A 15,955-nucleotide genomic window follows, 5' to 3' on the forward strand; every position below is an offset into this window, starting at 1 on the left:
CTGGCATTACCATTCTATAATTGGCAAACCTTGCCGCTCAAGCTCCGCATTTGTTTGGCTAAAACAGCCATTTCCAAACCAATAGCCTCTATTGGCGCTCAGCGGTGATGGGTGTCCAGAACTGATGATGTGGTGTTTTGACTTCTCTATAAATTTAGTTTTTTGTTTGGCAAAGCTACCCCACAATAGAAAAATAAGACCGTGTTTTTGGTCGCTTAGCGTTTTAATTACCGCATTGGTAAAAGTTTCCCATCCTTTATTTTGATGACTCCCCGCAAGACCTTCTCTCACGGTAAGGGTTGCATTTAACATTAATACGCCTTGCTTTGCCCACGATTCTAAATTTCCAGAAATTGGATAGGCTTTGTTGACATCGGTTTCAAGCTCCTTAAAAATATTTCTAAGAGATGGTGGGTGTATAATGTCATCATTCACTGAAAAACACAAACCATTGGCCTGTCCTGCACCATGATATGGATCTTGTCCAATGATTACCACTTTGACATCCTTAAATGAACACCAATTAAAAGCATTGAATATGGCTTCTGGTTTTGGGTAACATTGATATGTTTCATATTCTGTTGCAACAAATTCTTTTAAAGCTTCAAAATATGGCTTTTCTAATTCGTGTTGTAAATGGCTTTTCCAGCTTGGAGGTAGGTTGAATTCCATATATTTATATATACTTTGAATAAAAATAGGTTGATTTTTGGTTCTAGTAAAATATCTATCTGAAAACTTTAATTTTCCTTAAATTTGAACATATTTAAAGATCTACATAAAAGCGAATGCACATTCACGAAAAAACTCTTAAAGATATTGAATTCTATACCGTCCTTAATCAAATGGCAGCGCATTGCATAACCCAATTAGGAACGGAGAAGGCATTGCAGACCGTACCATATTCTCAAAAACAGGACTTGTTGACGGCTTTAGCCTTAACTAATGATTATTTAGCTTCTTTTGACAATGACAATCGCATTCCAAATCATGGTTTTGAACCAATTACCAATGAAATAAAGCTTCTTAAAATAGAAAACTCAAATTTAGATACGGTAAGTTTTAGAAAGATAAAAGCCATATCTATTACGAGTAACGAGATAATAAATTTTCTGAAAAAATTCAAGGAATATTATCCTAACCTTCTCGAGTACGCGTCAACAATTACGGTTACCACAGAATTGATTACTCAAATTGATGCCGTAATTGACAGATTTGGTGATGTTAAAGACAATGCTTCTGATGAGCTTTTTAGATTGCGGCAAGAGATAAATGTGGTGAGAGGAAAAATCAACCAGAGTTTTGGCGCGGCCTTAAATTCTTATAATGGCTTAGAGTATTTAGATGATATAAGAGAGTCCGTTGTTGATAATAAACGTGTCTTGGCCGTAAAAGCTATGTATAGACGAAAGGTGAAAGGCGCTATTTTAGGTGGAAGTAAAACCGGTAGTATTGTCTATATTGAGCCTGAGGCCACCTTTAGATACACCAGAGAACTCCATAATTTAGAGTTTGAAGAAAAGGAGGAAGTCACCAGGATATTAAAACAACTGACCAATTATATCAGGCCATTTCGTAATTTATTGCAAGAATATCAACTTTTCTTAACAAATGTAGATGTCATTTTTGCAAAGGCAAAATACGCCCAATCCATAAATGCAATTCTTCCTGAAATTATTGAAACTAAAGATTATATGTTAAGGGATGCCATTCATCCTTTACTCTATATTTCAAATAAACAGAAAAACAAACCTACATACCCGCAGTCTATTGAACTGCATCCCGAAAATAGAATTATTGTCATCTCGGGACCTAATGCGGGCGGCAAAAGTATTACCCTTAAAACCGTTGGCTTACTTCAGGTGATGCTTCAAAGTGGTATGTTAATCCCTGTTCATGAACGCAGTAAAGTCTGTTTGTTTGATCGTATTTTGACCGATATCGGTGATAATCAGTCTATAGAAAATCATTTAAGCACCTATAGTTACCGCTTAAAACAGATGAATTACTTTTTAAAAAAATGCAACAAAAACACTCTATTTCTGATAGATGAGTTTGGAACGGGCAGTGATCCTGAATTGGGAGGGGCATTAGCAGAAACATTTTTAGAGGAATTTTACCATAGAGAAGCCTTTGGGATTATTACCACCCACTACTCCAATTTGAAAGTATTGGCTAATGAATTGCCGTATATGCAAAATGCCAATATGATGTTTGATGAAAAAAGTTTGGAACCGATGTTTAAATTGGCATTGGGCCAAGCCGGAAGTTCATTTACTTTTGAAGTGGCTCAAAAAAATGGCATTCCCTACAGCTTGATTAACAGAGCAAAGAAAAAAATTGAACGTGGTAAAGTCCGTTTTGATGCCACTATTGCAAAACTTCAGAAAGAGCGCAGTAAACTCGAAAAGACAGAACAGTCTTTAAAGGTCAATGAACGTAAAACCCAATCTGAAGCTGAAAAACTTGAAGAAATTAATAATAAAATTCAGAAAAAATTGGAAAGCTATCAAGAATTGTATGATAGCAACCAACGGTTAATTTATTTGGGACAGAAAGTGAATGATCTGTCTGAAAAATATTTTGACAACAAAAGAAAGCGAGAGCTGATGGACGAACTGTTCAAATTGGTACAAATAGAAAATTCAAAGCGCAAAAAGGTATCTGCCAAAGTCAAAAAAGTTCAGAAGGCAAAAGAACAAAAAGTTATTAAAGAAGCTGAGAAAACAGTAGAAGTCATTCGCCAGAAAAAAAAGGCAGCCAAAAAGAAAGTTGATGCGGCGCCTAAGCCTAAACCAACCTTTAAAGTTGGAGATCGGGTTCGTTTACAAGACGGAAGAGCGGTTGGGAGTATTGATAAAATAGAAAAGAATAAGGCATTTATTGATTATGGTATGTTTACGACCAGTGTAGATATGGAACAATTGGAATTGGTACAACGGGTGAAGTAGGTTTTGATTTCTCTAACTAAACACAACCCACTGAATACTGAATACTGAATACTTAACACTGAAAAACTGAGTACTGAAGACTGAAGCCTGGATTCAAGCCATAATGAAAGAAATAAGAACAGTATAAAAAGAACCTATGTCCATACCATTAGAAAAAGACAAACAACTCATCCTTTTTGATGGCGTTTGCAACCTCTGTAATACTTCTGTGCAATACGTAATTAAACATGATCATCAGGATGTTTTTCGGTTTACGGCCTTACAAAGTGAGGTGGGGCAAGAAATTTTAGCGCAATTTAAGATTGATACTAGCAAAACTGACTCAATATTGCTTTATTCTAAAACAGATGGCATTTCGTACAAATCTACGGCAGCCTTAAAAATAGCCTCAAAATTAGGGTTCCCTAGAAACCTCATAGCAACTTTCCTAATTGTACCTGTCTTTATTAGAAATTGGGTATATGATTATATTGCACAAAATAGGTACAAATGGTATGGTAAAAAAGAGGAATGTATGATTCCCACTCCAGAACTAAAATCAAAATTTTTATAATATTAATATAAGTAAAAAGTCCTCAAATGAGGACTTTTTACTTCTATATTCTATTTCAAATATTTAAGATAATATACCCATCGAACTTGTATTAATTACAAAGTAGCCAATCGACTATTATAAAGATAGTCACTGTACATGTTTTTATAGTATACCTTGCGTTCAATAGACTCAATAACAGGTGTCGCAAAATTAGTATCGTACATTTGTCCCATCACATTTAATCCGCCAGGACTAAATACATTAATTTCCATTAATTTGGATCCAACAATATCAATTCCTACTAAAAACATTCCATCTTGCACCAGTTTTGGTTTAACAATATCCGCCAATTCCATAATCTGATCCGTCATTTTTACCTTTTGAGGTTTTCCTCCTGCATGTATATTACTTCTAATATCACCTGAAGCGTTTACTCTTTGCATTAAAGCATATTGACCGTTTACTTGTAATGGTTCACCATTCATGATAAAAAGTCGTGTGTCGCCTCCTGTAGCTTCTGTGAGGTATTCTTGAGCAATTACGAATCCATCTCTACAAATAGCATCTATTGTTTGTGAAAGATTGTGTTCATTCTTTTTATCCATCATAAACACATTTGTACCACCAGATCCCTGCAATGGTTTTAAGATCATTTTTTGCTTTTGTTCCTTAAAAAACTCTTTTATTTCATTATGATCTCTAGTAATGATGGTTTTTGGGCGAATAATTTCAGGAAAATGTTGGAAATACATTTTATTGACTGCCCCTGCCAAACTACTAGGGTGGTTTAAAACAATGACCCCATTTCTCATGGCAATTTCTCCAAAAATAAAAGCGGCATTATAAGCCCAATCACGTTCATTTATTTCATCAGCTGGATTATTTCGCAAAAACAGAACGTCTAAATCTTGTGATGAAAGGGTCGTAAATTCTTCCTTCTGAACAGCTTTAAAATACGTTTCTTCGCTTTTAAAGGTTTTGTCCTTAACAGTTTTACACCGTACTGACAAATGGCCTTTTGAGGCATATGATAATTCTCCAACACCAATAAAAAAGACTTCATGCCCTCTTTTATAGGCCGCAAAGCCCAGTGCAGGTGTTGTGTAATTCCACTTTTCTGTGGCATGATCATTTATAATAAAAGCTATTTTCATTTTTTATATAATTTAATTAACAAGTTCAACAATATTGATGCCTTCACGTAGTTTTTGCAAACGTATTTTTACATCGTCACGAGCTAAAAACCGAGGTAAAATAGGCTGTTTCAATACCTTGCGGTATAATAATTCTTCAATTAATTTAATATGTGTAACATTAAATTTTCCCGTATACAATGGCTCTATGCGGCCACCATTTTCCAAATAGGCCATTAAATCTATCAGACCAGCTAAATACACCGCATCTTTGGTAAGCCCACCACCTCTATATACACGCATACTTATGTAATAGGCAACCCTATCAGGAAATGCGTAGTCAGTTCTCAAGAGATTAAAAGTTTCAATAAAATTGGCATTGTCTATCATGGACTGTACGGCAATCACCCTACCCGCCAACAACCGAAGCCTATTAATAGTCAGGCCACCTACCAAATACTCTGCAATAACAGCCAAACCTTCTTGTAATTGATCATAACCTTCAAACCCTTCATGCATTTGTTTTAATGGCTGACTCTTACCATTACAATAGGTTAAAATATGGGTTCCAATTTCGTGTTGTATGAGGGCATCACACCTATTGACATCCAAATTCATTTCTTCATTGATCAGTAATTTTGATTTTGAAACCATAATGCCTGCCACATCATCCCTAATCTCAATACCAAGGTCTAAATCTGGAAACTGTTGAATGTAATGGTCCATTTCACGTTGTGCAAACTCAGCAAACTCAATTCCGTTATAACGTTTAGAGCTTTTTATGGTCTCCGCTTTTGGATAGACTGCTAAGATATGTTTTGCGACATCTAGAATATCTTCCCTTATAACCCCATATAAACTTTCTCCAATAAACCTGAAATTATCAGTACCTCGTTCTTCCAACATGATGAGTTGCTTTTCAATTTCAAGACGTTTTCCCCTTAAAATAAAAGCGATGGTAGGATCTTCAATTAGATCTATAGGGATGTTATATAATTTTCGTTTTTCGAGCTCCGGGTCAACGGCAAGTAATCTGTACTTAAATGATGGTATCTTTTCATAATTATTTTGTACGAATTTGTCCCATTCTTCATTGCTATTTACAGGCGTCACTCGAAGCAGAAATGACATGCCTTCACTGATTTCGGCCAATTTGGTGTCAGAAGAAAGGGTGACCGCGTCAATGTGGGTTTTACCAAGCATCAAATAATTTTCGAAAGCATCGGTAGTTTGTACTCTTATAAATTCGTAAACCGCCCTTTTTATCGTTTCGGAAAAAATGGTGTAGAATTTTCTAAAAAACAACGAAAACAATTGATTGGTTGCAGAATTCAAATAAACAGTAGGTACAGATATCCCGATAATAAGCGTTCCCTGTTTCTTTGACTGTTCCACATCTAGCAAGGGTTTCAGATGCTTAGGGTGTCTAAACTCTGTGTGAATGATTTTAGAGTCTACGTAAGACAAGGTTTTTCTAATCTCACTAAAACCTTCCTTGAGAGCATTTACAGTTTCTAAAGATTTGCTCTTAGGACCATAAATTTGAAATTGACTTTTTAATGAGTCGTTATTAGGCCATAATTCGAGAATCAAAAATGTTTCAAATTTTTTGGATGTGATCAATCTTATGGCTTCCAAAAGATGCGAAATTTCAACGTTTTCATCAACAATGATGTAAGATGCTTGAGTTTTAAGCAATCGTGAAAAATAAACATCCCGTTCTGTATATCGGTAGACACAAATAAACGGGAGTAACTTATCAATATGTAAGAGACCTTTATTTGGCAATTCCACATTAACAGGGACATGCTCTGTAATGTTATTACAAATTGTCTCAACTAACTCAGCATCTATATGGTAATCTTCAATCATTTAATTGGAATAAATATTATAGAAGTTGGAAGCGTGTTCTGGCAATTTCGATTTAAGCCCTTTTCTAATTGCAGAGACAACTTCTGGGAAAATAACCTGACTTTCTTCATCGCAATAAATTTTAGCCACTTCGGTTGCCAGCACTAAAGTATGATCAAAATGTTCTGTAATGAATTTCAGAAAATAACCATTACCCTGAAAAGTATCGTTAATTTTGGCTGTATTTGGGATGTCATTAGGCAATTTTATTTTCGAAAGATCTTGTCTCCAATCTTCTATAGAATTTTTAAAACGTTCATTATCTACGTTTGAAGTTCCTAAATTCCATGTTGGCACTGCCCTATCCCAGCGCTTCCAGTTATAACTATGCATGTCATAAACAATGCAGCAACCAAATTTCTCTTCCAGAGTTTTAATTAGCGCATAAACAACTCTATAAAAATTAGTGTGCTTTTCCAAACTTTGTGCTTTTTCGACCGCTGTTAAAGGTTCCTTCCACAATTGCTTGCCCCAGGCATCATCATATATAGCATTCTCAGGATCACGGTTAAGATCATATTCAAATCTTGAATCCATTCCAGAAATGACAATAGGATGATGTTTTACCATATTTTCGGTTTCAGGATCTTCTTCATACCAACGCTCATACTCAGTATGTAAACACTTGGACCATAGTGACCTCCTAAATTGATGGCCATTATGCACTGCAGCACAAGCATACGGCACATAGTCGTCAATTTTTATGGTAAAGGAATAATCCGACGAAACGGCGTGAAATAGTTCTTTAGCTTCTATTTTAGAAATAATGTCCTCAATTGATAATTTTTGCATATGACTATTTAAATACTTTAAAAATGGAAATTAAAGCATTCATGGCTGAAGAGTGAACTCATATCATAACAATTGTATCGATTTTTGAATAGTTGGGTTGGTTTAAGAAATACTTAAGAATTTAGAGGTAGTGACAACAATGTTTAAACTGAACTTCTTTACGTTATACTATTATCAAACTACTTTTTTAGAATACATTTGCAGGCTTATTAAATTTTATTTCCATGAACACTAAATATTATGTTGCGGTCATCAGTGCCTTTAGCATTTGGGGCTTTTTTAGTGTAGTTTTAAAATCATTGGACGATTTTACTGCGTTTGACATACTGAGCTATCGCACCTTGGGATCTGTTGCAATCATGCTCTTTGTGTCTATGGCACTGCGACCAAAAGTATTAAAAACCAATATAGTACTATTTAAAACGCTAGGGCGACTGGATAAGAGACGGATTGTTATAGTCAATATTTTAAGTGGTTTATTTTTAGCACTTAACTGGTATATCTTCATTTATGTAATGAACAATGTAAGTGTGAGTGCTACCTCTTTAGCGTATTTGATTTGCCCTATTTTAACTATGGTATTGGCCTACATCATTCTGAAAGAAAAATTGTTTAAATTACAATGGGTGGCTGTGGTTTTAAGTTTAATAGGGTGTTTATTGCTTTCTTTGGGTAATTTTACCGATCTGTTTTATAGTATGATCATTGCATTAACCTATGCATTATACTTGGTGTTGCAACGAAAGAATCAGGAAATGGATCGATTTTTAGTGCTGACCTGTCAGGTATTTTTTGCCGTAATTTTTCTTTTACCGTTTATTATTAGCTATGATTCTCCTAATGAGAAAACACCATATTTCTATGGAATGTTGGCGTTAATAGCCGTGGTTTTTACCATCATTCCAATGTTTCTTAATATTTATGCCTTGCGAGGTCTAAACTCTTCAGTGGTAGGTGTTTTTATCTATTTAAATCCACTGATTAATTTTGTTCTTGCTATCTTCTATTTTGAAGAAGCTATCAGTGTGTTAGAAGCAATTTGTTATATTTTGATAGTCATCTCAATTGTGATCTTTAATTTCTCGGCAATAAGGAATAGAATCAACAGAAGGCGTGCCACTCACATTTAACTTTTAGAATCCAAATCAAAAGTTTCCGTTGGACTTTTATGATCTTTATAATCTAGCATATTTTCGCCATCGGCAATTATGGAACATACCGTAGCATCTCCAGTAACGTTGACCACAGTTCTAAACATATCCAAAATTCGATCTACAGGGAAGATAATTGCAATCCAAGCCGGATTTAGGCCAACAGAATCCAAAACGATTATCAACATCACCAATCCGGCACTAGGCACCGCTGCTGAACCAATAGAAGCCAAGGTTGTTGTCAACACTACCGTTATCTGTTGTCCTATTGTCAAATCGATCATGTGCAGCTGAGCCAAAAAGATGACCGCCACAGCTTGATAAAGGCTGGTACCATCCATATTGACCGTAGCACCAATAGGAAGAACGAAGCTGCTTATTTTTTTATTCACCCCAAGATTTTGTTCTACACATTCCATAGTCACCGGAAGTGTGGCAGCACTACTAGAGGTTGAGAAAGCTAAGGTTTGGGCAGGACTCATTGACTTAAAAAAGCCTGCATACGGGATCTTCTTAACAAAACTTTTCAATATTAAAGGGTAGGTTATAAATATCATGATAAGAAGCCCCATCAATACCGTTAATGAATACCAACTCAATCCTTTAAATATTTCTAGCACTTTGCCAATATCATTTCCGGCCATTTTACTCACAACACCAGCTAATAACGCGAAAACAAAGAATGGCGCCGCCTGCATGACCAGATCTACCATTTTCAGAAAAACCTCATTAATACCATCGACGAGCCTCAATACAGGTGCCGATTTGTCATCAGGAATAAACAGTAAAGAGACACCAAAGAAAATTGCGAAAAAGATGACCTGTAACATTAAACCATTATTGGATAGGGAACGAAAAAAATTGTCAGGCACAATGTCTACTAAAGGCTGTAAGGGCGTAGACTCCTTTTGTTTTCCTGCGGTTTCAAGTTTATCTGAAACAGAGGCCTCTTTAAGGTCTTTTTTAGTTAAATCAGAAATTTCCTGAGCGCGCTTAAAATACTCAGGATCTTTTAAATAATTAATGCCGTCTTTTATTTCGTAACCTTGAGAATCTGCCCAAATCTCATAATTGATGCGGTTATCAATACGGCTCTGTTCATCTATTAACTTACCGGGTTTAATTGTGTTTACCAATAGCAGGCCCAAGGAAATAGCGAGGATTGTAGTTATTAAGTACATGCCTAAGGTCTTTCCTCCCATACGCCCCAAACTTTTTGGATCTCCAATATTAGCAACCCCACTTATGATGGAAAACAATACCAATGGAACGGCGATTAATTTTAATAAATTGATAAAAATTGTGCCAAACGGATCAATCCAATTGATGGTAAAAGCGCTCCAGCCCATAAAACTTGAGACTAATGCCCAAATAATGCCAAGGACCATTCCAATGATTATTTTCCAGTGTAATGCTAATTTCTTCATATATATAAATATGTTTTACTCCCGCGAAGGCAGGAATCTTTTCAATTTTAGACAGACGCTTGCGACACTAACCCTAGCCTCAGGATTAGTTTTAGAACTCCTGCTTGCGTAAAAGTTGATAATCGGCTAGTACCAGTGCTGCCATGGCTTCTACAATAGGAATTGCTCTTGGAACAACACAAGGATCATGTCTTCCTTTACCTTGCATTTCTACGATATTGCCTTTATTATCTAGCGTATTTTGTTTTTGAATTAGGGTTGCAACAGGTTTGAAGGCCACTCTGAAATAGATATCCATGCCGTTGCTGATCCCACCTTGAATACCTCCTGATAAATTTGTTTTTGTACTGCCGTCCTCATTAAATTGATCATTATGATCACTGCCTTTCATTTTGGCACCACAAAATCCGCTGCCATATTCAAAACCTTTTACGGCATTTATGGAGAGCATGGCTTTACCCAATTCAGCATGAAGTTTGTCAAATACTGGCTCGCCGAGACCTATGGGCAAATTTTGTATGACACAGGTCACTGTTCCACCTATGGTGTCGCCTTGCTTCCTAATTTCTCTTATGCGCTCAATCATTTGATTTGCAATAGCTTCATCAGGACAACGTACAGTATTACTTTCAATTTTTGAAAAGTCTAATTCTTGGTAAGGTTTCTCCAAAAACAAATCGCCCACAGATGATGTATAGGCATAGATTTTAACGTCTTTAAGCATTTGCTTTGCTACAGCACCTGCTACTACGCGACAAGCAGTTTCCCTTGCTGAGCTTCTACCTCCACCTCTATAATCGCGGACACCATATTTTTGATCGTAAGTATAATCTGCATGACTTGGGCGATACACGTCTTTAATATGTGAGTAATCGTTAGACTTCTGATTGGTGTTTTTTATGATAAACCCGATGGGAGTGCCTGTAGTCTGACCTTCAAAGATTCCGGAAAGAAACTCCACAACATCGGACTCCTTTCTTTGGGTCACAATATCTGATTGGCCTGGTTTGCGCCGATCCATTTCAGCTTGAATGGCTTTAAAATCTAATTGAATTCCTGATGGACACCCATCTATGACTCCACCAATTGCAGCTCCGTGAGATTCTCCAAAGGTGGTTAGTTTAAACAATTTTCCGAACGAATTCCCCGCCATATATCTTATTTTATGCTAATGTAATTGTATTCTGAGAGATACAAAAATAGAATTTTTAAACCTTTTTTGATTTTTTAGATCATAAAATTCAATTTAAGTTCACTAATGTGTTGGAATTTAATTTCTTATGTAATATTCAATGTTGATAGTTAAACATGAGTTTGTTTTAAAATAGATTTGATGTTGGTAATCAATTTCAATTATCATCTCATAAAAGTGCACGCCTTAAAATGGTTATAGGATGCAAGGCTTCCTTTTGAGTGCCGTCTTTAATTTGATGCCTGCAACTGGTGCCATTAGCCGAAATGATTGCACCTTCATCTGCGAACCTTACTGCAGGAAACAAAGTTTGCTCTCCCACTTGCATGCTTACCTCATAATGCTCGGCTTCATAACCAAAACTACCAGCCATGCCGCAACAGCCACTCGGTATTAGAGTTGCCTTATAATTTTCTGGCAAATTCAGAACTGCGAAACTCGACATCTGGTTGCGCAGTGCCTTTTGATGACAGTGGCCATGGAATTTTATAATCTTTGATTCGTTTGTAAATTGTGAGGCTGTAATATGGTTTAAAAGTATTTCCTGCTGTATAAACTCTTCAATTAGGAATGTATGTTTGGCAATAGTTTTGGCAGCCTCCTTATTCTCAGCCAATTTTGGATATTCATCTGTAAATGTCAACATAGCAGATGGCTCGATACCTATTAATGGAGTGTCCGCCGAAATGAGATCTTTAAAGATTGTCACATTCTTATTTGCTACTTTTTGAGCTTGCTCTAACAGACCTTTAGATAAAAATGCACGACCGGACTCAGCATGCTGAACAAATTTAATTTGATAATTAAGCCCCATCAACAACTCTATTGCATCACGTCCAATAGCTGCATCTAAATGATTTGTAAATTCATCATTAAAAAAATAAATAGTTTTAATGAATTTTTTGTCAATATGTTGATTTACTTTGTTTTCTATAAAGTTTCTTAAACTATAAGTTGAAAGTAATGGTAGAGTTCTTTCTTGTGCAATATTGAACATTTTTTTTATCATTCTGGAAGTAAAACCCTTACTAAATAAAAAGTTCGTAAGTTGTGGTGCGACTCTCGCAAATGCATTGAGATCATTATTGTAAGCAAATAACTTTGTCCTTAAAGTAACGCCATTAGCCTTTTGGTATTGGTATTGAAATTCTGCTTTTAAACTTGCCACATCTACACTGCTCGGACATTCGCTAGCACAAGCTTTACAACTTAGGCAGAGCTCAAAAACGTCTTTCAGTTCTTGATGATCAAATTTATTGGCTTTTTCAGAGTTTGTTAAAAATTCGCGTAACGCATTAGCCCTCGCACGTGTTGTATCCTTTTCATTTCTGGTTGCCCTATAGCTTGGACACATAGTGCCTCCAAACTCAGGAAGTTTTCTACAATCGCCCGATCCATTGCATTTTTCAGCCTCCCTTAAAATGCCCAAAGATGCAGAAAAATCTAATAACGTGTCTATTTCAGGCTCTGATCTGTCGGGTTGATACCTTAGATTTTGATCCATTGGGTAAGCTTCCACAATTTTCCCTGGGTTAAAAATATTATGCGGATCAAAACAAGCCTTTATCCGTTTGAGCAGTTGGTAATTTTCTTCGCCAATCATCATTGGGATAAATTCCGCCCTAACAATTCCATCACCATGTTCACCACTCATAGAACCTTGATATTTCTTCACTAAATGGGCCACATCAGTGGTAATTTGCCTAAATAATGCTACATCTTCACTTTTTTTGAGATTTAGAATGGGTCTTAAGTGTAATTCACCCGCTCCGGCGTGGGCATAGTAGATGGCTTTTTGGTTGTGTCCTTTCATTAATTCAGTAAACTCACTGATATAATTAGCTAAATCAGGTAACGCCACAGCCGTGTCTTCAATGCATGCTGCTGATTTTTTATCGCCAATCATATTGCCTAAGAGGCCGAGCCCAGCTTTTCTAAGTTCTACTGCTTTATCTATTTCATCTCCTACCAACACCGGAAACGCATAACTCAATCCTGACTCTTGGATAGTGCTCAAAAGTGCTTCCGTTTGTTGTAGAACAGCTTCAACAGTTGTTGCCCGCACTTCACACATCAAAATCGCTTCAGGATCATCAACAATAAAAGCTCGGTTTTCTGCCTGCGTTTTATTTTGCTTGGTGCAATCTAAGATGGTCTTATCCATCATTTCACATGTAAATAACTGATGCTGCATGGTCATTTCTACACTTTTCAAACATGCCTCTATACTATGGAAATGCGCCGCCACCATCATGCTTTCACTAGGAGGTAGAACATCCAATTGTAGGGTGATTTCTGTAGTAAGTGCCAAGGTGCCTTCACTACCAGAGAGCAAATTACACATGTTAAATTGCTCCGGCCTATCACTAAATATTTCATTTTTTAATAACTCATCAATCGCGTAGCCGGTATTTCTGCGATGGATTTCAGGCTTTGGAAAGTTGTTCCAGATACGTTGTTGCACCTGTTTTGATTGCAGTTCTTTATAGATTTCCTGATAAATAAAGCCTTCTAAAGATTTTAGTTGGGTCTTTTCAAAAAATTCATCCTTAGAAAGTTTGGTGAATATGGTCTCTGTGCCATCACTCAAAATGGTTTTCAATTTTAATACCTTATCTCTTGTGACACCGTACTGAATTGAGGTAGTGCCTGAAGAATTATTACCCACCATACCGCCTATCATACAACGGTTGGAGGTAGAAGTGTTTGGACCAAAAAACAGACCAAATGGCTGCAAATAATTGTTCAATTCATCGCGCACCACTCCCGGCTCAACAGTCACTGTTCGCTCTTTTTCATTGATATTCAAAATCTTGGTAAAATGCTTGGAAACATCTACAACAATCCCATCACCTACACATTGTCCTGCTAACGAGGTTCCCGCTGTACGGGGAATTAAGGAGGTTTTATGTGTTTTGGCAAAATTTACCAGTACTTTTAGATCGTGGACAGATTTTGGATAAACCACAGCAAGAGGAAGTTTTCTGTAAACTGAAGCATCTGTAGCATATAGTGCCTTCATTAATTCATCAGTAAACAATTGACCTTCTAGCTGATTACTAAGGTCTTGAAATGGAGTTATTAAGTGGCTCACCATTGATGTGTTTAAAATTCTAGGATATTGTTGAAATTTAGGTCTAAAATTAGGGGTATTTAGCCGATTTTAACATAATGTTGGCTTATTATTTTCATTAACATATCAATTCAAAATGTATTTTTGTTTAAACTTAAAAACTAACATTATGAGAAAAATATTTTTAATTGCAGTTGCTTTTATTGGCGGCTCTATGATGATGAATGCGCAAGAGATTTCAGAAAATGCCATTGGTTTACGTTTGGGCGATAGTGATGGTTTTGGTGCAGAAATATCCTACCAACGCTTACTTGGTTCAGACAATCGTTTGGAACTAGACCTAGGCATTAGAAACGGAAAATATTACGATGGTTTTAAATTAGCAGGTATTTACCAATGGGTATGGAACATAGATGGCGGCTTTAATTGGTATGCAGGTCCTGGCGCTGGTCTTGCAAATTACAGCTATGATTATAATGATAAAAATTTTCGCGATGATGATAGTGAGACCTTTATCTTTCTTGCGGGTCAAGTGGGTATTGAATACAATTTTGACATTCCTTTAATGTTGTCTTTAGACTTCAGACCTGAATTAGGATTTGGTAATGAGAATATTGTGAATAATAATAATGACTTAGATTTTGATATTGCTTTAGGGATTAGGTTCCAATTCTAAATTCTACTGCGCTTTATTTAAGAAGCGTGTATAAAAAACCATCATGTAATTATGATGGTTTTTTTTATAAATTTTTCTGATGTTTACGCCTAAATTCGGTAGGTGTCATTTGATACGCATCTCTAAATATTTTGGAAAAATAACTACGACTTGTTAGTCCTGTTTTATATACGATTTCAGAAATGTTTAAATCTGTATCCTGAAGTAAGGCCGATGCAAGATCCAATCGAATTTCAGAGATATAGTTGTTTACCGTAGTATTGTATAGTATTTTAAATCCTTCCTGTAATTTTGCCTCAGTCAGCCCAACCTCCTTTGCAATATCATATATTTGATAGGCTTTCTCGAGGTTCAACTTGATGAAATGTACGGCTTCCTGTACCTTAGAAACTTCATATTGTCTTAAGACATTGCGATTTTGTTCATTATTTAAATCGTCCTGATACTGTACAATTTGTTTGCCCAAAAGCTGATAACCGCTACTGATCATAAAAATATGCCGTAAAAAATGATCGTCCTTATAGTTTTTTATCTCATCAAATACTCCGGCAAGGGCCAAACTATAATAGCCTTCATGATAAAAACTTTTGGTAGCCGTGGTGTCATCAAAAATTGCCCTTAGTTCAGATTTAGAAATGTCTGAGGCACAATCGTCATAAAGTGTAAAGCGTTCTCTATCCATCTCTAGACTGTACAGATTAATTTCCTGATTTTTTTTAAAACGGATAACATGGCCGTTATAATCTTTACTTGCTACAATGGCTTGTTGAAATTCTTTAAGGTCGTGACGCTCTTCTTCGTTAGAAAATCGATGATCAAAATGACCTTTGGTACAGTATAGAAATTTTAAAGGATGTGTAGAATCTTTAACAAACTGGAGTTCCACATCCATGTTAAATTGACAATGGTATTCAATAATGCCCAAACCGGACTCCAACATCATAGCTTTAATATAGCCCTTTCCAATAGCATCCGTCAATTCTAAGTGGTACTCTTTACAATTGAGTTGATATGGAAGCTGTAATGCGTCTGCCAAATCTTGAATGACAAGATCTACGGGTAAGGAATTGACCTTAAGAATAACCATAACTTAAAAAATTGCTTCCATATTTGT

Annotated in this window: 12 protein-coding genes; 4 read left to right on the plus strand and 8 right to left on the minus strand. The window is 36.1% G+C overall.

Going from position 1 to position 15,955, the window contains the following annotated elements; translation table 11 throughout:
- Nucleotides 1-6: 6 nt before the first annotated feature.
- Nucleotides 7-672, minus strand: a complete 666-nt coding sequence (locus tag BXY82_RS10605) for a uracil-DNA glycosylase (RefSeq protein WP_133758168.1) — start codon at nucleotides 670-672, stop codon at nucleotides 7-9.
- A gap of 116 nt (nucleotides 673-788) precedes the next feature.
- Here BXY82_RS10605 and BXY82_RS10610 point away from each other — a divergent pair, with 116 nt between their 5' ends.
- On the plus strand, nucleotides 789-2,951 hold the full coding sequence (locus tag BXY82_RS10610) for an endonuclease MutS2 (RefSeq protein WP_133758169.1): 2,163 nt from the start codon (nucleotides 789-791) through the stop codon (nucleotides 2,949-2,951).
- A 136-nt stretch (nucleotides 2,952-3,087) separates the two neighbouring features.
- The gene (locus BXY82_RS10615) at nucleotides 3,088-3,504 is read left to right on the plus strand and encodes a thiol-disulfide oxidoreductase DCC family protein (RefSeq protein ID WP_133758170.1); all 417 of its coding nucleotides are present in this window, start codon (nucleotides 3,088-3,090) and stop codon (nucleotides 3,502-3,504) included.
- A 95-nt stretch (nucleotides 3,505-3,599) separates the two neighbouring features.
- Here BXY82_RS10615 and BXY82_RS10620 read toward each other — a convergent pair whose 3' ends face one another.
- The 3 genes from BXY82_RS10620 to BXY82_RS10630 are packed head-to-tail and all read right to left on the minus strand — an operon-like array spanning nucleotide 3,600 to nucleotide 7,322.
- On the minus strand, nucleotides 3,600-4,640 hold the full coding sequence (locus BXY82_RS10620) for a glutathione synthetase (protein WP_133758171.1): 1,041 nt from the start codon (nucleotides 4,638-4,640) through the stop codon (nucleotides 3,600-3,602).
- Between the two features lie 12 nt (nucleotides 4,641-4,652).
- Nucleotides 4,653-6,491: a flavohemoglobin expression-modulating QEGLA motif protein gene (locus BXY82_RS10625; protein WP_133758172.1), complete on the minus strand. Its 1,839-nt coding sequence runs from the start codon at nucleotides 6,489-6,491 to the stop codon at nucleotides 4,653-4,655.
- On the minus strand, nucleotides 6,492-7,322 hold the full coding sequence (locus BXY82_RS10630; protein ID WP_133758173.1) for an N-formylglutamate amidohydrolase: 831 nt from the start codon (nucleotides 7,320-7,322) through the stop codon (nucleotides 6,492-6,494). It lies immediately after the preceding gene.
- Nucleotides 7,323-7,546: 224 nt separating this feature from the next.
- On the opposite strand from BXY82_RS10630, the gene BXY82_RS10635 reads away from it, so the two are divergent.
- Nucleotides 7,547-8,452, plus strand: a complete 906-nt coding sequence (locus BXY82_RS10635) for an EamA family transporter (RefSeq protein ID WP_133758174.1) — start codon at nucleotides 7,547-7,549, stop codon at nucleotides 8,450-8,452.
- Here the strand turns inward: BXY82_RS10635 and BXY82_RS10640 are convergent.
- From BXY82_RS10640 to BXY82_RS10650, 3 genes are all read right to left on the minus strand, one after another.
- Nucleotides 8,449-9,900, minus strand: coding sequence for a dicarboxylate/amino acid:cation symporter (locus BXY82_RS10640; RefSeq protein WP_133758175.1), 1,452 nt, complete (start codon nucleotides 9,898-9,900; stop codon nucleotides 8,449-8,451). The genes BXY82_RS10635 and BXY82_RS10640 overlap by 4 nt on opposite strands.
- A 91-nt stretch (nucleotides 9,901-9,991) precedes the next feature.
- Entirely contained in the window at nucleotides 9,992-11,053 is a 1,062-nt protein-coding gene (gene aroC, locus BXY82_RS10645) for a chorismate synthase (protein WP_133758176.1), read from the minus strand.
- Between the two features lie 208 nt (nucleotides 11,054-11,261).
- On the minus strand, nucleotides 11,262-14,189 hold the full coding sequence (locus BXY82_RS10650; protein ID WP_133758177.1) for an FAD-binding and (Fe-S)-binding domain-containing protein: 2,928 nt from the start codon (nucleotides 14,187-14,189) through the stop codon (nucleotides 11,262-11,264).
- A gap of 145 nt (nucleotides 14,190-14,334) precedes the next feature.
- On the opposite strand from BXY82_RS10650, the gene BXY82_RS10655 reads away from it, so the two are divergent.
- The gene (locus BXY82_RS10655) at nucleotides 14,335-14,841 is read left to right on the plus strand and encodes a hypothetical protein (protein WP_133758178.1); all 507 of its coding nucleotides are present in this window, start codon (nucleotides 14,335-14,337) and stop codon (nucleotides 14,839-14,841) included.
- Nucleotides 14,842-14,905: 64 nt separating this feature from the next.
- On the opposite strand, the gene BXY82_RS10660 is transcribed toward BXY82_RS10655, so the two are convergent.
- Nucleotides 14,906-15,928: a helix-turn-helix domain-containing protein gene (locus BXY82_RS10660; protein ID WP_133758179.1), complete on the minus strand. Its 1,023-nt coding sequence runs from the start codon at nucleotides 15,926-15,928 to the stop codon at nucleotides 14,906-14,908.
- Between the last annotated feature and the right edge of the window lie 27 nt (nucleotides 15,929-15,955).

This window comes from Gelidibacter sediminis (assembly GCF_004364975.1).
In the GTDB taxonomy this organism is placed as follows: domain Bacteria; phylum Bacteroidota; class Bacteroidia; order Flavobacteriales; family Flavobacteriaceae; genus Gelidibacter; species Gelidibacter sediminis.